This is a genomic window from Cohnella xylanilytica, assembly GCF_014212175.1.
GTDB classification, from domain to species: domain Bacteria; phylum Bacillota; class Bacilli; order Paenibacillales; family Paenibacillaceae; genus Cohnella; species Cohnella xylanilytica.
The window spans coordinates 1-21,412 of the sequence record NZ_JACJVR010000121.1; the positions used below are offsets into that span (position 1 = coordinate 1).

The 21,412-nt window shown below is 48.8% G+C and carries 17 protein-coding genes and 2 pseudogenes; 14 read left to right on the forward strand and 5 right to left on the reverse strand.

The features are described from left to right. The 3 genes from H7B90_RS28275 to H7B90_RS28285 all read left to right on the forward strand — a co-directional run. A partial coding sequence (locus H7B90_RS28275) for a reverse transcriptase domain-containing protein (protein ID WP_260411288.1) occupies window positions 1–870 on the forward strand: 870 nt, incomplete at its 5' end. A 799-nt stretch (window positions 871–1,669) separates the two neighbouring features. Then, window positions 1,670–3,817 (forward strand): sensor histidine kinase, encoded by a 2,148-nt coding sequence (locus H7B90_RS28280; protein WP_080831926.1) that lies wholly within the window; start codon window positions 1,670–1,672, stop codon window positions 3,815–3,817. A 4-nt stretch (window positions 3,818–3,821) separates the two neighbouring features. After that, window positions 3,822–4,517 carry a response regulator transcription factor gene (locus H7B90_RS28285; protein ID WP_245809592.1) on the forward strand — a complete coding sequence of 232 codons (696 nt, stop codon included), beginning with the start codon at window positions 3,822–3,824 and terminating at the stop codon, window positions 4,515–4,517. A 59-nt stretch (window positions 4,518–4,576) separates the two neighbouring features. Here the strand turns inward: H7B90_RS28285 and H7B90_RS33240 are convergent, their stop codons facing one another. Further along, window positions 4,577–6,820 carry a chitobiase/beta-hexosaminidase C-terminal domain-containing protein gene (locus H7B90_RS33240; RefSeq protein ID WP_260411290.1) on the reverse strand — a complete coding sequence of 748 codons (2,244 nt, stop codon included), beginning with the start codon at window positions 6,818–6,820 and terminating at the stop codon, window positions 4,577–4,579. 223 nt (window positions 6,821–7,043) lie between these two features. Between H7B90_RS33240 and H7B90_RS28295 the strand changes: the two genes are divergently transcribed. The 10 genes and pseudogenes from H7B90_RS28295 (at window position 7,044) to H7B90_RS28335 (ending at window position 16,832) form a co-directional block, all read left to right on the forward strand. Next, the gene (locus H7B90_RS28295) at window positions 7,044–7,211 is read left to right on the forward strand and encodes a hypothetical protein (protein ID WP_176220571.1); all 168 of its coding nucleotides are present in this window, start codon (window positions 7,044–7,046) and stop codon (window positions 7,209–7,211) included. Further along, window positions 7,177–7,419: a hypothetical protein gene (locus tag H7B90_RS28300; protein ID WP_139787036.1), complete on the forward strand. Its 243-nt coding sequence runs from the start codon at window positions 7,177–7,179 to the stop codon at window positions 7,417–7,419. Before H7B90_RS28295 ends, H7B90_RS28300 begins: the two co-directional genes overlap by 35 nt. Window positions 7,420–8,400: 981 nt before the next feature. Continuing rightward, window positions 8,401–8,844 (forward strand): hypothetical protein, encoded by a 444-nt coding sequence (locus tag H7B90_RS28305; protein ID WP_185139259.1) that lies wholly within the window; start codon window positions 8,401–8,403, stop codon window positions 8,842–8,844. A gap of 328 nt (window positions 8,845–9,172) precedes the next feature. After that, a complete protein-coding gene (locus H7B90_RS28310; RefSeq protein WP_185139260.1) occupies window positions 9,173–10,864 on the forward strand; it encodes a DUF262 domain-containing protein in 1,692 nt (563 codons plus the stop codon). Window positions 10,865–10,921: 57 nt separating this feature from the next. Continuing rightward, window positions 10,922–13,066, forward strand: a pseudogene (gene hsdR, locus H7B90_RS28315) (EcoAI/FtnUII family type I restriction enzme subunit R); the annotation flags it as partial. After that, a pseudogene (locus H7B90_RS33245) lies at window positions 13,067–13,630 on the forward strand (alanine dehydrogenase); the annotation flags it as partial. 123 nt (window positions 13,631–13,753) lie between these two features. Beyond that, window positions 13,754–14,113 (forward strand): DUF488 domain-containing protein, encoded by a 360-nt coding sequence (locus H7B90_RS28320; RefSeq protein WP_185139262.1) that lies wholly within the window; start codon window positions 13,754–13,756, stop codon window positions 14,111–14,113. A gap of 183 nt (window positions 14,114–14,296) precedes the next feature. Then, a complete protein-coding gene (locus tag H7B90_RS28325) occupies window positions 14,297–15,604 on the forward strand; it encodes an FAD-dependent oxidoreductase (RefSeq protein WP_185139263.1) in 1,308 nt (435 codons plus the stop codon). 247 nt (window positions 15,605–15,851) lie between these two features. After that, window positions 15,852–16,409: a hypothetical protein gene (locus H7B90_RS28330; RefSeq protein WP_185139264.1), complete on the forward strand. Its 558-nt coding sequence runs from the start codon at window positions 15,852–15,854 to the stop codon at window positions 16,407–16,409. A gap of 186 nt (window positions 16,410–16,595) precedes the next feature. Next, the gene (locus H7B90_RS28335; RefSeq protein ID WP_185139265.1) at window positions 16,596–16,832 is read left to right on the forward strand and encodes an SHOCT domain-containing protein; all 237 of its coding nucleotides are present in this window, start codon (window positions 16,596–16,598) and stop codon (window positions 16,830–16,832) included. 168 nt (window positions 16,833–17,000) lie between these two features. Here H7B90_RS28335 and H7B90_RS28340 read toward each other — a convergent pair whose 3' ends face one another. From H7B90_RS28340 to H7B90_RS28350, 3 genes are all read right to left on the reverse strand, one after another. Beyond that, window positions 17,001–17,549 carry a cysteine hydrolase family protein gene (locus H7B90_RS28340; RefSeq protein ID WP_185139266.1) on the reverse strand — a complete coding sequence of 183 codons (549 nt, stop codon included), beginning with the start codon at window positions 17,547–17,549 and terminating at the stop codon, window positions 17,001–17,003. A 72-nt stretch (window positions 17,550–17,621) separates the two neighbouring features. Continuing rightward, window positions 17,622–18,029, reverse strand: coding sequence for a winged helix-turn-helix transcriptional regulator (locus H7B90_RS28345; RefSeq protein WP_185139267.1), 408 nt, complete (start codon window positions 18,027–18,029; stop codon window positions 17,622–17,624). Window positions 18,030–18,114: 85 nt separating this feature from the next. Continuing rightward, the gene (locus H7B90_RS28350; protein ID WP_311772829.1) at window positions 18,115–19,596 is read right to left on the reverse strand and encodes an MDR family MFS transporter; all 1,482 of its coding nucleotides are present in this window, start codon (window positions 19,594–19,596) and stop codon (window positions 18,115–18,117) included. A 176-nt stretch (window positions 19,597–19,772) separates the two neighbouring features. Here H7B90_RS28350 and H7B90_RS28355 point away from each other — a divergent pair, with 176 nt between their 5' ends. Beyond that, window positions 19,773–20,669 (forward strand): TetR/AcrR family transcriptional regulator, encoded by an 897-nt coding sequence (locus H7B90_RS28355; RefSeq protein ID WP_185139268.1) that lies wholly within the window; start codon window positions 19,773–19,775, stop codon window positions 20,667–20,669. A 216-nt stretch (window positions 20,670–20,885) separates the two neighbouring features. On the opposite strand, the gene H7B90_RS28360 is transcribed toward H7B90_RS28355, so the two are convergent. After that, window positions 20,886–21,412: hypothetical protein (locus tag H7B90_RS28360; RefSeq protein ID WP_185139269.1), on the reverse strand; the 527-nt coding region annotated here is incomplete at its 5' end.

The window sequence follows — 21,412 nt, forward strand, 5'->3', positions numbered from 1 at the left end:
TACTTTCGAAATTCAGGGTTATGTAAAGTAATGGATGTGGAAAAGTTGCCTAGTGACTACTTTGCTGTATATAAGAATATTACAAAGTATTCATATTGGAATATAGATAGCTTGCTGGAATTGAATAATTTAAAGATGAACAATGAAGGTATACTGGAATTAAAGCAGCTAAAAACTGTACTTACTCCTGAGCAGTTCAAGGCGTTGAAAAAGGAACACATAAAACCAAATCCTAATTGTTACGGCATTCCTCAAGGATCAGCAATAAGTGCCGTTCTCTCAAATATATATATGCTAGAGTTTGATGAAGCAATAAAGAGAGTTGTATCAGCTAAACAGGGACTCTACATGCGCTATAGTGACGATTTCATAATTGTATTGCCTAAAGTATCAGTTGAACAGTATAAGCATGACTTTGAGATTCTTAATACAAATATTCAGAAAATTCCTTCTTTGAAGCTAGAGCCTGATAAAACACAAGTATTCCACTATACGAATCGACAAATCATAAGTTGTAATGAGATGGTACTGGATTGCGTTAAGAATAAAGGGAACTTTATGAATTATCTAGGGTTTACTTTTGACGGTCAGAATGTCACCTTGAGAGATAAGACGATTTCAAAGTATTACTATAAACTATACCGCAAACTAAAAACGATCTCCAAAAATAAGGGTGTTACAAAGAATGGGAGACGAATTAGTTGTGAAAATGTTTATCTCAGATATTCAGTAAAGGGATCAGGGGATAAAAACGGTAATTTTCTTACATACGTAAGAAGAGCTGAGAATATATTTGGTAGTCATGAAAGGGTAGCCCAAATTCGGAAAAAGCATATGCAGAAAATTAGAAAGAAGCTGAATGAAGTGTAGTATTACTCTACGCAAACAAGACATGTTGAGTGCGTCTCGCAGATCGTCTTAAAAGAAGAAGCAGGCTCCCGATAAGAGGAGACCTGCTTCTATTCAGTTGTTTGGAGCAGAGAACCTATAGCAGCGAGATATATAAGCTGAAGGAAAAGCTTGAAGCGAATCGTAGACGTAAAGCTACTCTTGAGCAGGAGGATTATTAATCTGAAGAATCGGAAATTTACGTATCCAGACAATACGATACGGCATAAAGCAGCGAGTGAGAAGGAACTCGCTGTCCAGGGGATTCATAGTGAGGTCAGAATTTTCTCTGAAACGCCTATAGCCACAAATCGAGTCCATCTCTAACACGATTCAATTAACTCCATTGATCCATCGGTGTTGAAATCCTGCGAATGAGTGAGTATTCGTGAGCTTTCCCCTTAATTACGAGGGAAGCAATCTTATAAAATTGCGGTTCTACAATGACGTAGAAACGTTGTGTATTTAAATATCCCTCCACAGCATTCTGCCAGCTTGGATCCGTAAACTCTTACAAACCCAATGTTATAGAACGTGTCTCCCGGAAGTACGTTATACCGACCTAGAAACCCCGGTGGACAGTTCGCTGGTATTCTTGCTTCCTGTCTATACATGATTAAGGCCTCCCAATCGTAGCAACCTTACTCCATGATATGTGTGAACGCCTAATGTGGTTATGTCTATCCACGTTGATATTTGCAGGGCACATTTTCGACAAATAATGCTATGATCTAGTTAATCATCTTACATATCGTGCATCTTGTAGATTGGGGACGGTTTCATGATAAGGGGGATTCTCCGATTCGGTAAACGTACGCTTTTGCTTCCTATCGTTGCAGCCATTGTTATTGGATTGATCGCCAGCTATGCCGTCGTCTCTGCGCCGGAACCAACTAAGTTCCATAGTGAAGAGGGCATTCTGAATTTAACAGAGGTCAAGGTCAGCGAGCATCCGCAAAAGCTAACCGGGGAGTGGGCGTTCTACTGGCAAGAGCTGCTGTCGCCGGAGGACATACAGATTCGTTCGGCAAGGGGCGGGAATGCTGACCGATGGATCAGCATCCCAAACTCCTGGCTAGGCTATCGGTTAGATGGCCAGCAGCTGAGTGGTACAGGCTATGCAACCTTTCGGCTGGTCGTCCAGCTTAGCGAGCAGGATCGCAGCGAGCGGCTTGCTCTGCGGCTGCCGACCATCTTTCACGCGTATAAATTATGGGTGAATGGCGAGCTGTTGGCTGAAGTCGGCGTGGTTGGTCCGGATAAGAGCAGCGCGATACCGCAGCTGGCTACGAAGCTGGTGTTCTTCCAGCCCGAGCATGGCACCGTGGAGCTGGTTATGCAGGTGGCCAACTTCCATCATAAGCGAGGCGGCATCACCAAATATATTGAGCTGGGCGGGAGTGACGGATTAAGTGTCCGGACCAATCTGTCAATTGCTGCCGAAATGTTCATCACCGCCAGCCTGTTAGTGATTGGCGTATATCACCTGCTGCTCTACATCATGCGACGTAAGGATAGGGCTCCACTCTATTTTGGTCTGTTTACCTTGATGTTCGGGATCCGATCCTTGCTGGTCGGCGAGCTCTTGCTCACGCAAGTGTGGCCGGATTTCCCATGGGGATTGCAATTCAAGATCGAGTACCTGATTCTGTGCAGCGGTGCGTATGTCATTACGAGGTATTCGGATTGCATCTTCCGGAATGTGCCGCGTGGGTTCCAGCTTGGCTCGCGAATCGTAACCGGGGCATGCTGTATCGTTGTTGTGGTGACCCCTGCCATTATCTATACGAAGCTGTTAACGGCGATCGGCGTAGTGGTTGTTACGCATATCGTGTATCTTATGGTCGGGCTGGTTCGGGCGGCTGTGCGGCGTCAGGAGGGGGCACTGATCTTCCTGCTGGTGTCGGTGGTTGTGCTGGTTACGGTCATCAATGATTTTCTGTATTACAATGAATGGTCACGAATCGGGAATACTTCCCCGCTTGGTCTGTTGGTGTTCACGATCGCACAGATGATTCTGCTGTCTTCCAGATTTACGAGGGCGGCTACGAACGAAGAGCGAATTGCACGTGAACTCCAGGACGCGAACGACAAGCTGACCGAGATGAATAAGAATTTGGAACAGCTCGTACTTGAGCGCACACATGCCTTATCCGCAGCGCATGACGATCTCCGCACATCGTATGGCCGGTTGCTTCACTCCGAGCAAGGGAGGAAGAAGCTCCTGGCCTATATCACGCATGATCTGCGTATGCCGCTGTCCAGCATGCTAGGCTATGTCGAGGCTGTGCAGGACATGGTCAAGCCGGAACGCAATGAACAATACTTGAAGTATATCCGGGATAACACGATAAGGGTTAACCGCATGATTGAGGAGCTGTCCTTCTTGTCGCATCTGGAGACGGGACAAGTCTCGTACCGAATGGAACCCGTACATGCGGCTCACTTCTTGCGCCGGTTTTATGAACAATATGAGCTGGTTGTGCGTGACGCAGGGCTGGATTTCGTGTTGGAGATCGAAGCTGCGGCAGATCAAGGGGCCGATTCGCCTATAGTCGAGATGGATGCACAGCGACTGGAGCAGGCACTGTTCAATCTCGTGTCGAACGCCATGAAGTTCACCTCTAGGGGCGGGATGGTGCGTATCGCGCTAGCCGTGGACGAGGTGAACGATTCTCGCTATGCGATCATTAGCGTCGAAGACTCCGGCATGGGTATTCCGCCAGAGCAGCTCGAGCAAATCTTCGATCGCAATTATAGGTATGATCGGCCAGGCGCGGAGAAGGGCGTAGAAGGAAGCGGGCTCGGGCTGGCGATATGCAGAGAAATCGTACAAGCGCATGGTGGGACGGTTCGAGCGAAGAGCGACGGCAAGACGGGGACGATTTTCTATGTATCGCTTCCTTGCATGGTAGAAGAAGGGCGGTGACGGTGTGACGGACAGGCACAAAATTATGGTCGTCGATGATGATCCCCATATATGCGAGATTGTCCAGGCGTATTGCGAGCGTGAGGGCTTCCTATGCGCCTACAGCTATAGCGGTGCAGAAGCCATGAAGCTGCTTAAGTCCTTCGAGCCGGATCTGATTGTATTGGATGTCATGCTGGCTAATGAGGACGGCATTGATTGGTGCAGGAACGCGCGCAGCTACACGAATGCGCCGATCATGTTCCTGAGCAGCCGGGAGGAGGATGAGGTCAAGATCAACGCATTATCCTACGGCGGCGACGATTATGTGACCAAGCCGTTCAGTCCGGGCGTACTCATGGCCAAGATCAAGGCGCATCTTCGCAGAGTGTCGACGGGCAGAAGGGAGCAGCTGCTGGAGCTGCCGGGCCTGACGCTGGATTACTACGCGCAGTCCGTTATCATGGGGAGCGAAACCGTCTTCCTATCGAAAAAAGAGTTCAGCCTACTGACCTACATGGCACAGAACGTCAATCGTGTCGTTAGCGTTGATGCGTTGTTTCAGCTTATCTGGGGAACGGAAACTCTGGAGGATACGAGAACGGTAGCCGTACACATCAGTAACCTGCGCAAAAAGATCGAGGTTGACCCCGCCAATCCGGAGCGAATCGTTACGATACGGGGGAGCGGCTATATGCTGGTTGCCAGAAGCACAAAATGAAGAAAAACGGTGAAGGGAGAATTTGGAATTCCCTTGCACCGTTTTTCTTATGGCTTCCCTTAACCAATTTCCGGGAAGTACAAGTCAATGAGATCCTGAATCTGTTCTTTCGAAGACAAAGGTGTTGCAAAAGGGTCATTTCTGGTTTCCTGATAAGCAAATTCCAGTTCGGTGATGACCGCATCGATATTCGAAGCATTCACTCCGGTAATCCCGGCGCGCTCGAATACCTCTACGGTTGGGCGAGGCGATCCAAAGCCCATAGGATTCAGATAATCCAAGATTGAATCTACCGCAACATCTTGAATCACCTTATCCACGATCGCTTGGATGTCAACTATTGTTCTTGGAAGCGGTGAATCCGTTGTTACCGTAGGATCCAGGTAGTATTGGACGGAGAAAAGGTTCACGGACGTAACCCCCATTACACCTGCGTTGGCGAAGGTTGTCACATCAACACCGGTCCATATGCCCGACTCCGATGCCGCGTTGATCAGATAGAGTGCCGCTTGCTTCGCCAGATCGGCAATAACCGAGCCGACAATGGCTTGAATATCCGTTACCGTCCATGGGGAGGCGTCGTTTGAGCTGAGTGCCTCAATAACAATTGCTATATTGGATAAGGTAACCCCCGTAACCCCCGCATTGGCAAAAGTTGTCTCACTAACATTAGCCCATTCACCCGACTCCGCTGCTTCGTTGATCGAATTGAGTGCCACCTGCTTCGCCAGATCGGCAATAACCGATTCGACGATGGCTTGAATATCCGTTACCGTCCAAGGAGAGGCTTCGTTCGAGCTGAGTGCCTCAATAACAGCTGCTACATTGGATGTGGTAACACCCGTAACGCCCGCATCGGCAAAAATCAGCGCATCAACATTGTCCCATTCGCCAGATTCCGCTGCTTCATTAATCAAATCGAGCGGCGCTATGACTATCGCGGGCGTGATCTCACCCGTATACAACTTGGTTACTGTTACCTGCGGCGCTGCCGAATCCGTTGCCGTAATCGCAAAGCTATACGCGCCGCTCACGCTTGGAGTTCCGGTAATCGATCCCGTGTTAGGATCCAAAGTCAGCCCCGCAGGAAGTGCGCCATCCGTTACGGCATACGTAACGTCTTTCGTTCCTCCAGACAGTTTCGCTACGCTGCCAGAGTAGGCTTCTCCTTCAGCCATAGGTGAAATCGAGTATGGCAAAATAATCCGCAGCACGAGAGTATATTCGAATGTCGCAACCGAGCTATTCCGCGAGCCGGATTTAACGGCGATCGCCTTAATCGTTGTATCGTTCGTAATGAAAATTGGTTCCGTATACCGCGTACTAGACGTGGTCGGCTCGCTGAGATCCGTCGTATAGTACACAGCGGCAGATGAAGTCGCCGAACTTAACGTAACTTGCGTCCCCAAAATCACGGCACCGCTGGCCGGAAGCGCCGCAGGCGTAGCAACGGTAGACTGTACCGGAGGGACGTATGGAGCAGGTGGGTCGGAAGGAACGTAAGGGGCGGTGGTTGTTTCTTCCTTGGCCTCTTCCTTTGTCCCTTGCATCTCTTGAATTTTCTTATCTGCTTCTTTTATCTTCTGCAGCATAAGTTCATATTCGGATAAGGACTCGTCTTCGACCTGGTCCTTGTCACCAGATTGCACCCGGTTATCGTATGCGGTTACCGCGGTTTGGTAGGAGCTCTTAACGAGCAGGTCGCGGGTTGCGTTGGTTTTCCCGTCGAACGTCCCGTCCTCGCCGGTAGCCAATAACTTTTTCTCCAACGCCAAGGCGACATACCCCTTCGCCCAGTCCGATACAGAACCTTCAACATGTGCAGAGCCGTAGACATCCTTCTCCCATCCCAGCCCGCGAACAAGAAACGCAGCCAACTGCTCCTTGGTTACTTCACCCGACGGATCAAAGATACCGTTCCCATATCCGTCCGTAATGCCCGCAGCTTTGACCGCCTCGATGTATGGTAATGCGTAACCGTTAGCAGCATCCGCTTTGACGTCAATGAAGGAAGACGTCTGTAAGCTCGAATCCACCTTCAGACCGAAGATCAACGCTGCAACCTTGGCGAATTGCGCCCGGGTCATCTCATCTGTGAGTCCGAACTTGCCTTCGCCTATACCGTCGTATACCCCGGCCTCGATCATTGCATCGAACTTGGCTTTCGTTACAGCATCCAGATCCTTTAAATCCGTAAAGTCGGCTGAAGTCTTCGTAGCAGCTGCTGTGCTATCGGCAAAGGAAATGGCGGAACTCAAGCAAAGAAGCACCGCTATCAATAGTCCAACTACTTTTTTCTTCATTGTTTGCCTCCCTGAAGGTTGAGTTATCATATCGATTGTTCTCCTGCTAGTTTAGCACGTTAAATTTTGCCTGTTTATGAATTCAAAGAAAACTTTAAGTTCGGCGACGGTATAAGTTACGTTAAATAATAAACAGGGATATATTTGGAGATTGTCGAATTCTGATAGTGGCGAATAGCGCGATGGAGCAATGACACGAATGGCAAATGAAGGAGGCAACAAGATGACATTAATTAATCAGATGGCGACCAATGAAGAATTCATTGGCTTCTATCTTCTTAGAGAGCTAGAGCTAAAGCAGACGAATGCGACTCCGGCCAAGGACTACTTCGACATCGTGTTAGGGGATGCAAGCGGTGCCGGCGAAGTACTGGGATGTAAAACCCAATGAGAAAGACGGCTTTGCGCCGATGACGATCGTGAAGGTGCAGGGAACGGTACAGCCTTATCGAGAGAGATTGCAGATCAAGATCTCCCGTATTCGTAACGTGGTAAGTGCTGACGAGGTGAAATTGACCGACTTCATTACTACTCCAACAAGAGGAACTAAAGACGGTGCTGTCGATGACAGTGGATACAGCCTATCTCGGAAAGGTTAAGCGAGTCATAGATGAAGCATTGGCATTCGACGATATTACTAGTGAAGTCGTTTTATCGAGAAGATTGAAGTCGAGAAAGTAGGTACGGTAAAATTATTTTATCGATTTGCCGGTACTTCCAGTATCGTTAAAGCGCTGCTCAATTAATGTAAGGAATTGTATGTGCGCTTGGGTAGCGCATTTATTTTAAAGTATTGCGCTACACTCGGCACTCCACACATGTGGAGAGCTGTGTGTCGCTAACAAGATCTATTGAATAGAAGCCGCATTTACCTGATAAAGTCCGAACGAGTCACCGTTCGGACTTTATTGTATTTGGGAAATCAATCTGATTGAGTGAAACGATTCGGATATCTCTGCAACACATTCCGAACTGGCGCAAGGTGTCCGACAAGGCCCCATCAGTAAGAAAACGATGCTCTAAATGATCATGGGCAGGGTTGATGTCCCTAGGAACGAGACCAAGGGTCACTTCAAACCGTAGGTCAGCAGTTCATTGGCACGATGGTCGTTGAGTTGGGCAATCAGATGGGTGCGGATAAGGCGGTTGAGTAAGGTCTATATGACTAAATAAAGATGAGACTCCCGTCGCTTGCAGTGAACTTTTCATTTTTAAATTGGGCAAATTTTCTGGATATTGCAGTGGCGATAGGCTATGATTAACGTGCATGTTCTCCTTTAAGAATACCCTAACAAAGATTCACATCCCTGTTCCTTTCCCTCTTGGGAAGACTTATCTGCCGAAGTTAGGGTGCGAAAGTTGAGTGAAGAAGATTACCCCAAGAGTACCAATGGGCTCACGAACATTTGATTTGGCGCAAATTCTTGAGACAGAGATGGTGCCTTGTAGACAGGAGATTGCTGAGTAACTTAATGATAAGACATGGAGCTAATAATGTGGTGCTTTATATGTTGTGATAATATCATCGTGAAAATTACAAATACAATTATAGAGGAAGAAAAGTTGAAAGGAGAGAAATCTTGAAAAAAGAAATCCAGAATGAACAGGGATTAGAAGAAGTTACGGAAGATAAGAATGGAATTATGACTTGGATAAAAGCACATAAAAAGCAGCTTGCTCTCATTGGAATAAGCATCCCTACACTTATTCTTATCGCGGTTGGATTGAAGAATAAAGATGCTATAAAGGAATTACTTGATAATTTGAAAGAAAAGATAGAAAAAGCAAGTCTTTATAGTAGTAAATGGATTAAGAACGCAACAGATGCAGAACTTGAAACAGCACGAGAAAAAGTAAGACTAGACTATTGCTCATCAGGTGATGATTTTAAAGCGGCTTGTAGCCTACAGAACTTACTTAGAAGATTTGATAAAGAGATGAGTATAAGAGCATGGGGTAATGAAACTCCACATGCACCCAGTATTCATCGTGAACACGGATGGTATTTACCTAACGATGACTAAAAAGAGCAAGGCCTCCTAAATAATTGAAAGAGGGCCAACTGACATCAGTTGTTGGTCGAACTTTGGCCATGTGGAGTGCTGTTTGTCGCTCGTAAGAAAGTAAGATTATAAGTGCCACATTTACCTACTATATTAGACTGTTAGAGCCTAAGCGGAGTCAGCGCTTGGGCTTTCCTTATGAGGAGTTACTGTAGTAGAGCGAATTTGAATGATGGAAATGGAAGGGGATTGAAGAAATATGTCGAACAATTTATAAGAGTAATGATTATACGGTAACAATCTGGCACGAGGCTGGAAGTACACTCATGAAGGATTGAGAGGTTTGAGTATGAGTAGATTAATTGATAGCAGTATAACAATATACGAGGCTTTACAAAACATTAAAAACGGCAAGTTTGTTATGCCTGCATTTCAAAGACAGTATGTTTGGAGCATGGAGCAAATTGAAAAGTTGTGGGACTCCATTCTGCTTGATTACCCAATTGCCACATTCCTGTTCTGGCACGTGGACGATGACAATGTGACATGGGATACATACTTCTGCAACTTCCTGTCTGAGGTAACGTTCGATAGCAGAAAACAGGCAGACAGCGTAAATTATGAATTGACCAGCATAGATGCGAAGATTACTGATACTGCGGTATTGGACGGACAGCAGAGATTAACTTCTCTGTTTCTGTCCTTGTTAGGAGATGCTTATATTCGGCAAAAACACGCAAGGAAGCAAAATGGTGGTGGATTGGTCACAAAGCTATTGATTGAACTGAATAAGAGTAAGCTGACTGTTGACGAAGAGGAATATAATAGTAAAAAGTATGACATCAAGTTCAGTGAAAAGGTAGGCAAGTTGAGTCCAACACAGTTTGAAATTAAGAGTATTCTAAACGAGAAGTTCCAGGATGGATCAACCAGAGACCAAGCTATCGATGAAGCTATTGCCAATGTTCCGGCAGACAGTAAACAGTATGCAAGGGATATTCTAAATAAGCTGTATAATAAAATCTTTGTAGAAAAGCTGATTCGGTTTACAGAAATCCAGGACATGAAACAGGATGATGCCCTTGAGATGTTCGTAAGGTTTAACAGCGGTGGCAAGGCACTCCGCAAATCGGAAATTACGATGTCCATCCTTGAGGCATATTGGCCAAGTGCAAAGACGGAGTTCGGAAAGCTACTTGTGGAGTCTTATGCTGGATTCGGTTCGGATTTTATAATCCGTTCTGCTCTTATGCTTTATGGTGATGTTGTAAAGTCAAATATTAACAAGCAGATTGCAGAGGAACTGAAGAATAACTGGAGTGCTTTCAGAAAGGCACTAAAGGATCTGGAAACCGTGCTGAAAGGCATGAAAATCGAGGTCAGCCGTTTTTCAAGCAGCTGGAACGTACTGTTACCTATAATCTACTTTATTTATTACAACCCAGAATATAATAAAAACCTTGATGGCATTCGTGCTTATTTGATTAGAGCGGTTCTATTCACGTATTTCCAATCTGGCACAACTAGCAAACTTCAACAGATGAAGAGTAACATCAACAGCTATGATTATGAAATCAATGTGGATATGCTCAACCAGATGAATGAACTCAGAGTAACGGAAGGTAAAATTGAAGATATACTCAATGTAGAAAAAGGCAGTAGAGTTGCTGGAGAGGCATTATATTACCTGTCCCTAGACTGGATGAACAGAAACTTTAAGTATGAGCAAGACCATCTGCATCCATATGACAGATTTGAAGGTCATAAGCCTGTGTCTGTTTCTATGGAAGATTGGAAAAGGTGGCGTGGAAATCGTAATCGACTACCTAATTTACATCTGCTTGAGGGCAGAAGCAATGGTAGTAAAAATGATATGCGCCTCGTCGATTATTACAATGATATGAACGATATGCAGAAGGCAGAATTTTGTGACCAGGCAATGATTCCACAGAATGTTTCACTTGAAATAGAAGACTTTGAAAAATTTTATGAGGCAAGAAAAGCAATGTTTACAAGAAAGATACGTGAGTTGTTAGAGTGATACTTCTGTTACATAATGGAACAGGTGCTTTACCTATACGAGGGGAGGTATGGCTTTATGGGAAAGGGATCGTTATCGGAAGAAGATATCAAAGCCCAGTATATTACTCCAGCGATTACCGATGCTGGTTGGGATCTGAAACGGCAAGTTCGAATGGAATATGCCTTTACGGCGGGTAGGATCATACTGCGCGGAAGCATGACGGCTCGCGGTCGGAAGAAGCGTGCCGATTACGTGCTCTTTTATAAAACGAACTTTCCGCTTGCTATCATTGAAGCCAAGGACAACCGACAACCGGTCGGTGCAGGCTTGCAGCAAGCTATTGAGTATGCCAAGGCACTGGACATCAGTTATGTCTACGCATCCAATGGCGATGCTTTCGTCGAGCAGAATCTCATTACAGGTGAAGTGCGCGAATTGCCCCTCCAAGCCTTCCCCTCTCCGGATGAGCTATATCGCCGCTATTTGCGCGATAAGAACATTAGTGCGGCGGAAGAGCAAGTGATGCTGGAGCCGTATTACTATGTACCGCAATATAAAACGCCAAGGTACTACCAACGCATCGCGATTAATCGAACGGTTGATGCTGTGGCAAGGGGGCAAGAACGCATCTTACTCGTGAGCGCCACTGGAACGGGGAAGACGTACATGACGTTTCAGATGATTTATCGGCTTTGGAAATCGGGGTTAAAGAAGAAAATCCTATTTCTTGCCGACCGCAATGTATTGGTAGACCAGACAATGTCTGGGGACTTTAAGCCTTTTGGCGGCAAGATGATCAAGGTGCAGAATAAGAATCTGGATAGTTCCTATGAAATCTATCTCGCGCTATACCAGCAATTGACGGGCGAAAATGGTGAGGAAACGTTCCGACAGTTTCAGCCGAGCTTCTTCGATCTCATTGTCATAGATGAGTGTCATCGGGGTAGCGCCAAGGAAGAGTCTGCATGGCGGAAGGTTCTTAACTACTTTTCAGCCGCTACTCATATTGGGTGTACCGCCACGCCTATCGAGACGCAGGATGCGTCAAGCTTCTCATACTTTGGCGAGCCGATCTATGAATACTCACTCAAGCAAGGCATTGACGATGGCTTCCTCGCTCCTTATAAAGTAATTCGTATCGGATTGGATAAAGACTTGGAAGGCTATCGACCCGAAGACGGGAAAATCGATACATATGGCAACGAAATTGAAGATCGCGAGTACAATGTGAAGGACTTTGACCGCACCTTAGTCATCGATGATCGCACCAGGGTTGTCGCAGCCAAAATCACCGAGTTTTTGCAGAAGACGGATCGAATGAGTAAGACGATTGTGTTCTGTATCGACATTGAGCATGCGGAGCGGATGAGACAAGCGCTGATCCAAGCGAATCAAGACCTGTATGCCCAGAATCATCGGTACATTATGCGAATTACGGGTGACAACGATGAAGGCAAAGCGCAGCTTGAAAACTTCATCGATGAGGAGAGCCCCTACCCGGTCATCGCGGTCACGAGCAAGCTCATGACTACCGGGGTTGACGCGAAAATGTGCAAGCTGATCGTGCTGGAAAATAACATTAACAGCATGACCGAGTTTAAGCAGATCATCGGTCGGGGTACCCGGCTCCTTGAGGAGTACGGCAAAACGTACTTTACCATCATGGACTTCCGGAACTCCAGTCGCCTGTTCGCCGATCCCGCCTTTGACGGTCGACCGGAGGTGGTCATTGATCTGGATCAGGATGATCCGGTTGATGATCCGGAAGCTGGCTACCCCGAACCAGAAGGTGAAGATGAAGGCACACGGGAAAACACGCCGGGATATGGCTCCGGGTCAGGGAATAGCACTGACGATGGCGAACAAGAGAAGCCCCGCAAATATTACATCGGAGACGTGGCGGTAACGGTGCTTTCCGAGCGCGTGCAATATGTAGGGCAAGATGGTAAGCTCATCACGGAGAGCCTGATCGACTACACGAAGAAGAACATCTTGCAGCATTATGCGCGGCTGGACGACTTCCTGCGCTCATGGAGCCAAGCCGAGAAAAAACAAGCGATCATCGACGAACTTCAAGAGCGCGGCGTATGGCTTGAAGCGGTCAGAGTAGAACTTGGAGATAACGAATTGGATGATTTTGACCTCATTTGCCATCTTGCCTACGACAAGCCGCCGCTCACCAAGAAAGAGCGAGCCGAACAAGTGAAGAAGCGGCATTATGGCGCCGATGTTACCATTCTAGACATCAATGTGGAGAGGCTTCGGGAGCTGGACGACCTCTTCGGCAACCGGGTTCAAACGCTTGCCTCGAACCCGGCCAACTTGGCCGTCTCGGTTGCCGAAGCGGATCTCCTTATCTGCGCCGTGCTCGTTCCGGGTGCAAAGGCTCCAAGGCTTGTCAGCGAAGAGATGGTGAAATCGATGAAAAAAGGCTCCGTCATCGTTGATGTGGCCATCGATCAAGGCGGAATCGTCGAAACGATCGACCGGATTACGACGCATGACGATCCGACGTACATCAAGCATGGCGTCATCCATTACGCGGTGGCCAATATGCCGGGAGCCGTGCCGCAAACTTCCACCATCGCATTGACAAACTCGACAGTGCCTTATGCCTTGAAGTTGGCCAACCTTGGAGTGGCAAATGCCATAATGGTGAGCCCGGCTTTACGTAATGGCGTCAATATGATTGCGGGTCGTATCACTTATGAAGCCGTTGCAAGAGCGCTTCAAACTGATTACGTACCGATTGAACAAGTCATGGAGACCGTTCTCGCCTCTTGATAATATTCTTTTTGCGAGGGCTTCTAGAATGAGGTTGTACGGTAAGAATAGGAAGATTGGGAAGAGCTATACGACGAACTGATTGGAAAATCGAGCGGGAGAATCCGGCAAGGGTGACTAAGGATGATTCGTATCAAGCGCATCTATGATCCGGTTGAGGAGTCCGATGGGCGGCGGATTCTGGTGGATCGACTGTGGCCGCGAGGCGTTACGAAGGAGAAGGCGGCGATTCACGAATGGATGAAGGAAGTCGCGCCAAGTCACGAATTGAGGAAATGGTATCATGAGCAGGGCAACTTCGACGAGTTCGAGGATAGCTATCGCAAGGAGCTTATGGGGGATGACGCGAAGATTCCGTTATTACAGCAATTGCGGAAGTGGGCGGATGAAGGCACGGTCACGTTGCTGTATTCAGCGAAAGACGATAAGAGGAATCAAGCCGTCGTTCTGGCCGAACTGCTTCGCGGGATGAAGGATGATTAGGCTCCGGAATGAAGAACATAGGGTTAACGCGATTAAAACTCCGACCGCATAAGGCCGGGGTTTTTCCATCGTTGGGGGGTTGATTTTTCTCGATTGTATTTAAACAGAGAAACGGATAGCATGAATGATAGGATCGAGACGCACAAATCCGAGGTTTCCGTATGTAGGGAGAGGGCCGGTATTATGTTAGAAGAGACAGTCTCCAAGCAGCAGAGAATAGCGGACCGGGCAATCGTGATCGGGGGCAGTATAGCTGGATTGCTTGCGGCGAGAGTTCTTGCTAACGCTTTTCATGAGATCCTCATCGTTGAGGCGGATGATCCTTCGAACGGCCAAGAACCTCGAAACAAGGTTCCGCAAGGCCATCATTCGCACGTATTGCTTGGACGAGGCCAGAACATACTAGAGGAATTGTTTCCGGGCATTATACAGGAATTGATTCAGAACGGGAGTATCGTCACCGATTTCACCAACGACCTTGAATGGTTCCATTTCGGGGAGTGGAAAAAGCGGTTCCCGAGCGGAATAAAAGGGGTGCAGCAAACGCGGCCGTTCCTGGAGCGGCATATTCGCGACCGGATGGACCTTATTCCCAATGTAACTTTTCTGTATCGTTCCCGTGTGACCGGTATCATCCGCTCCGATGATCGGAATCGTGTTCAAGGCGTTCAGATTCGCAACGAACTCTCCAACCAAGAAGAAGCGATCATAGCGGATTTGGTCGTGGATGCCGGAGGGGCAGGCTCTCAAGCGTTAAAGTGGTTAAATGCGGAGAAGGATTCGAGCGAAATCGTAGATATCGATTTATTTTATGCTACCCGCTTTTACAAAACGGAATGGGTCGATCGCGGATGGACGAACCTGATGATATCGGCCCGGCTTCCCGAGCATCCCTATGCCGGGGTCGTCCTCCCTTTTGAAAATCAAAAAATCGGCGTTACTCTTGGAGGATACTTAAAGGAACCTCCCCGAACCGAAGAGGACTTCGAACTTATTGCCCGAATGCTGCCTCAACCGCATATCTATGACTTTATTCAAAAATCGACCCCTGTCAGCGAATTGAAAATTTACAGAATCCCCTCCCAATCAAGGAAGCGGAGAAAGATAACGAGCAAACTCCCCAGCCGGTTTATCATGATCGGGGATTCGTATTGCCGATTCGACCCCCTGTACGGCCAAGGGATGACGGTAGCTGCGATGGAGGCCGAGTTATTGCGTAAGGAGCTGGGCCGTTTATCAACCGGAGCTGCCCTCGATACGGCAGTAAGAAGCTATTGGGCTAAGCTGCCCAAACTTACGAACGGCCCTTGGGAAATGGCTCTTATTGAAGCTTACAGGCATCCTGGCATGAAGCAATGGCTTACCCAAAAAATATATAAGACTTCGGCCCACGACCATTCCGTTTATTTGCAGTTAGCGCAAGTTATGAATCTGACTCGCTCCTCAAGCCTCTTTTTCCGACCCTCCACGATGTGGAAGCTGTTCCGATAGATGTCATTCGGGCGGATGACCAAGATACCGTCACCTAACTTAGACGCATGTTCTCCTCCATAATCAGGAATGCCGACTACTTAGTCGGCTTTTTAGCGTTACGGCAATCTGAATAGGCCCAGCTTAAAGGCCGGAATTATAGGCGTTAGCGGGTGAAATGTTAACTATTGTCGAATGAGGAAGGATTATGGTGTGCGAAATAGAATAAGGATATTGATATGCTCATAAAGATAAATTTGGAGGATATATGACAAAGGCATTAAAACAACTAGCCTTCATTACAGCAACTTTTATTATTTCTTCGGCTGTTGTTCTTTATTTTTTCGTTCAAATTGTGTTCCGGATTCCGGATACGAAGGGGCCGCTCGAGCAAGCGAAAATAACCAAAAAAGAATTGGTTATGGACGTTTTCGGGGTTCGTGTCCCGGAAGAGAAGCAGAAACGGTTTGAACAAATTACGGGAGATACCTTTTACTCGGACAACAGGCTTGAGGACATCGAATCCAATCTAGTTTTTATCTTAGCCCCGTCTATCGTCATCACGGTCTTGGTCGTTGCGATGGCAAGTCATTTTAATAGAAAAAGAAAATGGAGGATGGTCCTGCAGGAAGAGGCGCGCCTGAGAGGCGAATATGCTCGCAAATATCCCCTTCCCCCAACCTACTATAAAGTAACTTGCTCAGATTGCCTTAATTACAACCCGGATATCGTGAAACCCTCTTTAGTTCTGTGGTTCGCAAACAATTCCATTCAAATAATAAACAACGATTACCACCACGATATCGGGAAAATGGCAATTAAGTAGGATAGCATCGTTTTCTTCTCCAGGCATGGCGATTTCTTTACGTCCACCAATATTTATGAAGAAAGCCCGTCGTTTGAGCGTGCGGCATTGGGCGCTCTGATTGGCGGCGGGGTAGGAGCCATTCTAGCCGGCAGGGGTTCGATAACCAGTTCGACCAAAGTACATGATCATAGAGAGACGATACTGATGCTAAGAGAAGACGGACAGGAAAAATACTTGTTCTTCGACCCCCATGTATATAACATTTTAATGCATGAAATCCCCAATAAAGAAATCTCGCATTTATCCAAGCTGGTTCAGGAAACCAAGGGGAACGATTGGGTTGAGAAGTTGGCGAAAATAGGGGAACTGAATGAAAAGGGCCACATTAGTCAAGATGAGTTTAACCGATTGAAGGCGGAAATCTTAAAGTCCATTAGTTAATAGTCGTTCTAGAGGACCACCCGAAGAAATCCAAGACCGAGGATCCATCGACTAGGATCAAAATTACAAATTCAATGAACGGGAGATCCCGTTTCTGGACTGGGTGAAGGAACCAGAGAAATAAACAAACACGGCATCCCCTTAAACGGGATGCCGTTCGTTTGCCGCTCAAATCAGGTCGTTCAGGCGGCCGGTGTCCACCACTTGAGCGAAGGTACCTTGCAAGGAGGCCATAAAAGTATCCTGAACGGTCTGGGCAGGAATCAGGGTATCCTTCCAAACCAAATCCTTGGTGGCGCACGCATCGCCGAGCAGCACCACTTCATAACCTAGGCGATTCGCGGATCTTACCGTCGAATCGATGCAGATGTGGCTCATCATGCCGCCGATGACCAATCGCGACGCTTGAATCGATTCGAGATGCTGTTGCAATTCCGTCCGGAAGAAGCTGTCCGGAGTATGTTTGACGATGACCTTCTCGCCGGATTGCGGCTGCACCCGTTCATGGATTCGGATCCCATCCGTATCGGGAAGGAAAAACTCCGCGTTCTCCTCCAGAAGAATGCACTGAATATGAACGACGGGCAGCTGCTTCTCCCGGAACAGCGACAAGGCTTCTTGGGCGCGGGCTACCGCTGAGTCGGCCTGAACCAGCTCATTGCGGCCTCCCGCGAAATAATCCATCTGAAGGTCTACGAGGACTAACGCCGTATTCATCGTTGTACGCTCCTTTTCAAAGCGAGATTGGACTTCAAAAAGGATTATAAGCGGGGCATGGCGATCGGGAAATTACCCACTTTTTTGTGGGTATGGGGGTAGGGACTTCACTTTCGCTTCCTTATAGGGGATGCCCTTGCGGTCCAGAAGTTCGGTCTGGCCCCATTCCACCATATATTCGATCCCGATCTCCTGCATAATCAAGACCGCGTCCAGCAGTCTCTTCCCTCGTTCGGTCAGATAATACTCGACGTGCAGCGGGTAACCTTCCCCTTTGATTTTATCGACGATCCCGCAGGATTGAAGCTCTCTTAGATGCTGCAGCAGCATCTTCTGGGTGATCTGGTCGATGTCTCTCTCCAGTTGGGCCAAGGACGTATTCCCGTCCTTCAGCTGGTAGATGATCATCGTTTTCCATTTGCCTTTAATAATGTCGTGAACAACCTCTAACGGGCAGGTGCATAGTTCTCGTATGATCATCGAAATTCACCTCTAGGCAATCATACCAAATTCCGCGGCTCATCCTAAGAAAGAATCGATGAGACGGGAGTTGGATGAAGTAAAATCAATGGCTTACCGGCACGTTCTCGACGGAAGGGCCGGGCTCGTTCGCCTGAGCGGCCGGCTTGGCGCGGCGGATGAACAGGCTGAGCAGGAAGCCGACTAACGCGAGGCTCGCCGTCAGCAGGAAGGTGTCGCCGTATGCGCCGATAGCCGCCTCAAGCGGGTTCGGTCCTTTGTAGACCTTCAGGACGTGCTCGGAATGATTCGAGAGATAGCCGGTCAGTCCCGCGACCGCGAACGAGACGATGACCTGCTGGGCCGAGTTGGTCAGAGGGGTGACCCGTCCGACCAGGTGGCGAGGCGCGATGTTCAGCAGATAAGTGTTCATCGTCATCATCGACAGCCCCATGCCGCTGCCGAACAGGAACAGGTTCAGCATGATGGCCCATAGCGGCCGGTCCAGCGTGATCGTCGACATGATGAGCAGCGCCGAGGAGATGAAGATCGTGCCGACGATGACGATCGGGCGCGCGCTGATCCGATCGAACAGCCGTCCGCCGATCGACATGAACAGCATGGACCCGAGCGCCTGCGAGACGAGAATGAGCCCCGACTCGAACGGCGAATATCCCTTGACCTGCTGGAGCATGAGCGGGAAGAGCAGAATCGAGCCGAACAGGGCGGCGAACAGAACCCACGACAGGATGATGCCGTGCGTGAAGGCGAAGGAACGGAAGACGCGAAGCTCCAGCAGCGGCTGACGGTGCCGAAGCTCGACCGTAATGAAAAGCAGCAGCGCGATGCCTCCGACGACGAGGCCGGTCAGCGCCCCGGCAGATCCCCAGTCGTTGCCGCCTTCGCTGACTCCGTACGCCAGCATGGCGAAGGCGATCGGCCCGAGAATCATGCCGAGCATGTCGAGCGCCGGCGGCTTGCCGGCCGCGAAGGAGGGCAGGAAGCGCAAGGCGACCAGAATGGCGACGATGCCGATCGGCACGTTGATGAGGAAGATCCAAGGCCAGGAGACGTACTCGACGAAGTAGCCCGACAGCACCGCGCCGAGCGGAGGGGCCATCAGGATCGGAACGCCGAGCGTGCCCATGATGGTGCCCCGGCGCTCCGGAGGCGCGATCTGGAACACCATGGCCATGCCGATCGGCGCGACCATGCCGCCGCCGAGCCCCTGCAGCACGCGGAAGACGACTAGCTGCTCCGGGCTTCCCGCGAACGCGCAAAGCGCCGATCCGGCTGTGAACAGGGCGATCGAAGCGATAAACACCCGCTTGGAGCCGAATTTATCCGACATCCAGCCGGCGAGCGGGATGACCGCCGACAACGCCAGGGTATAGCCGGTTACGGCCCATTGCAGCGCGTGCAAGGTGGTTCCGAAGTCTTTGACAAGCGTCGGGAGAGCGACGTTCACGACGGTCGTGTCGAGAATAACCATGAACATGCCGAGGATGATGGCCAAGAGCGGCGGGACCAGCTTCTTCATGGAGAAGGGCGCCGCGCCGGACGAGAATGCTGCGGAGTCGTTAGCCACTACAGTACCTTCTTTCCTTGGAAATCTTGACGATTTCGCGGATTTGCGGTATTTTGACTACATGGTTTTTCGAAAAACCAGTCGGTCAAAACGCCTGCGGCCTATTTTTAACGGATTATGAAATCATTGTCAATCCCTAATTTTCACGGATGTCTAATTTTCACGGAGGGTCGCCCATGAGCATCGTAAAGACGAAAATCGTGGCATCCGCGGAGAGGCTGTTCACGGAGAAAGGCTACGAGTCGACCTTGATCCAGGATATCGCGGACGATTGCAGCATCGCCAAAGGCTCCGTGTACAAGTTTTTTCCGTCCAAGGAAGACCTCTATATCGAAATATTGGAGGAGCGGCAGCTGACGTTAATCGAGCAGAGGGAGCGTATTCAGGAGGACGCGTCGCTCTCGCCCCGCGAGCGTTATGTGGCGGAGATCGAGTGCCAGCTGCAGTTCTTCCTGACGCACCGCCTCTTCGTGACCAACGGGTGCCGACAACCGCCGCCCTACTCGCATGATCGGATTGGGCCTTATCTGTTCCAGATGCGCGCCCGTTTGATGAATTACAACCGCGAGCTGCTCGTTCGCCAATACGGGGAGGAATTGCGGCCGCTCGCTTGGGACGCGGTCGTCCTATTCACCGCGATCACCAACGAGTACCTTCTCCTCATGACGTCGGCCGATAAGCCTCTGTCGGTGCAGGAGCTGGCGGCCTATATCGCGGGGTGTATGGATGATTTGGTCCGGGGACTGCTGAAGCGGGAGGCCAAGCCGATGTTGGCGGACCCTCTGATGGCGGAGATGGCCGCCTGCTCGCCGGAGTCGCTCCTGGAGAAGGTCCAGCGGTGCAAGGACGTTATGTTCGAACGGGTTGCGTCGACGATCCCGGAGTTGAACGTGCCGAATTCGCGCAAGCGGGAGCTTGAGCAGGTGTTGGAGCTGTTGAAGCAGGAGGCGGAGGTGCCGGAGCCGAGACGGTTTCTGCTGCTGGCCTTGTTGAACGATCTGGCCAAGGAGCACGAGCTCGCGCCGTACGCCCTCCAGATGAGGTCGTGGGTGGAGAAGTTCATGAAGGCGTAAATGATTTGCGCAATTAAAATAGGGTTGCCTGGAAGACGAATGCATAAATCGTCTCGGGCAACCTCTTTTTCTGCAGCGTGCCCAAAACGTAACGGACACCACGGCGTTTGAAGACGCCGAATTCGCCTTTTTCGGTTTTTAACGGACACAGGTGCGCTTATTTTCACACAAAAAAACGGGCGGCAAGTGCCATCCCGTTTTACTATCTGTTAGCTATCAACCGCCAATTCGTTCCAGTTGATCGCTAATGATTTGTTTGAATAATCTAGCCCCAGTTTCCGCATCAAAAACGAAGGTAACTTGAGCATTTTTAACCAAACCAAGCCTAATATCTTGGTATTCAGAAAAAGAACCTTTTAATACCCAAACTTGTCGATCGGCCGCTACTTGTGAATGAGAGCCGTCCCCTTTTGCTTTTTCGAATTCCCCCCATGTAGTTAACTCCGCTGATTTCGAATCATTCGCGGATTTTGAAGCGTCAGCGGACTTCAGTTTCGAATCATCGGTGAAGACAGATAAAATTTTATCTTTCGTAATAAGCGCTGATTGAGGCACGTCAATATTTCCTGCAAATACCGGAGCAGGGTTTTCTTTGTATAGAGACGGATCAATTCCGTTTGGTCGCGGAATAGCACTTTTCGCTTGCTCTGAAGGATTTGCAGCACTGGCAATACTTAAAAAAACAACAGCGCTAACTATAACCACTAAGCTTGCAAGTAAAGTAATCCTGAATTTCGAAAGTA

Bases quoted from the DNA above. Each gene is read 5' to 3' on its own strand.
- H7B90_RS28280 (WP_080831926.1), top strand. From the start codon at position 1,670: ATGATAAGGGGGATTCTCCGATTCGGTAAACGTACGCTTTTGCTTCCT.
- H7B90_RS33240 (WP_260411290.1), bottom strand. From the start codon at position 6,820: ATGAAGAAAAAAGTAGTTGGACTATTGATAGCGGTGCTTCTTTGCTTG.
- H7B90_RS28295 (WP_176220571.1), top strand. From the start codon at position 7,044: ATGACATTAATTAATCAGATGGCGACCAATGAAGAATTCATTGGCTTC.
- H7B90_RS28310 (WP_185139260.1), top strand. From the start codon at position 9,173: ATGAGTAGATTAATTGATAGCAGTATAACAATATACGAGGCTTTACAA.
- H7B90_RS28320 (WP_185139262.1), top strand. From the start codon at position 13,754: ATGATTCGTATCAAGCGCATCTATGATCCGGTTGAGGAGTCCGATGGG.
- H7B90_RS28325 (WP_185139263.1), top strand. From the start codon at position 14,297: ATGTTAGAAGAGACAGTCTCCAAGCAGCAGAGAATAGCGGACCGGGCA.
- H7B90_RS28330 (WP_185139264.1), top strand. From the start codon at position 15,852: ATGACAAAGGCATTAAAACAACTAGCCTTCATTACAGCAACTTTTATT.
- H7B90_RS28335 (WP_185139265.1), top strand. From the start codon at position 16,596: ATGCTAAGAGAAGACGGACAGGAAAAATACTTGTTCTTCGACCCCCAT.
- H7B90_RS28340 (WP_185139266.1), bottom strand. From the start codon at position 17,549: ATGAATACGGCGTTAGTCCTCGTAGACCTTCAGATGGATTATTTCGCG.
- H7B90_RS28345 (WP_185139267.1), bottom strand. From the start codon at position 18,029: ATGATCATACGAGAACTATGCACCTGCCCGTTAGAGGTTGTTCACGAC.
- H7B90_RS28355 (WP_185139268.1), top strand. From the start codon at position 19,773: ATGAGCATCGTAAAGACGAAAATCGTGGCATCCGCGGAGAGGCTGTTC.